A 616-nucleotide genomic window follows, 5' to 3' on the forward strand; every position below is an offset into this window, starting at 1 on the left:
ACTTCTTGACGCAAGGCCAGGGCGCAGGGCGGCAGGCGCACGATGCCATCGTGGCGGCGATCGAGGAGGTCATCAAGACCGGGCCGAAGACGCCGGATTTGGGCGGCACGGCCAACACCACGCAGGTAGGCGAGGCCATCGCCGCGTGCATCGCCAGGCGCTAGCCCATCGGCCTCGTCATTCATTTGCTATTGAATTTGTAGCACGATGCCATAGTGTTATTTGCACTGGAGCCCGATTTCATTCAAACCCCCTTCCTTCTTTCTGCCTCCTTCCTGGTCCTTGCCATGCCCCTGACCCTGTCCCTGACTCTCACCCGCCCCGACCTGATCCGCAGCGCCAACTTCATCGCAGGCCAGTGGCACCCCGGCCCCGGCGCGCTGCTGCCCGTGACCGACCCGGCCACCGGTACCGTGATCACCGAAGTGCCCGACTCCGGCGCCCCCGAGGCCCGGGCCGCGCTGGAGGCCGCCCATGCCGCCTTTCCTTCCTGGCGCCAGGTGCCCGCCAAGCAGCGCGCGGCCATCATCAAGCGCTGGAACGATCGGGTGCTGGCCCACCAGGACGACCTGGGCGCCCTGATCTCCATGGAGCAGGGCAAGCCCCTGGCCGAGGG

1 protein-coding gene and 1 pseudogene are annotated in these 616 nt (G+C 67.0%); both read left to right on the forward strand.

Features of this window, described 5'->3' with window-relative positions; all coding sequences use genetic code 11:
* Window positions 1-164: pseudogene (locus AVMA1855_RS26555) on the forward strand (tartrate dehydrogenase); the annotation flags it as partial.
* A 135-nt stretch (window positions 165-299) separates the two neighbouring features.
* Window positions 300-616: aldehyde dehydrogenase family protein (locus AVMA1855_RS26560; protein ID WP_284428014.1), on the forward strand; the 317-nt coding region annotated here is incomplete at its 3' end.

The sequence above is a fragment of the Acidovorax sp. SUPP1855 genome (assembly GCF_030158955.1).
In the GTDB taxonomy this organism is placed as follows: domain Bacteria; phylum Pseudomonadota; class Gammaproteobacteria; order Burkholderiales; family Burkholderiaceae_C; genus Paracidovorax.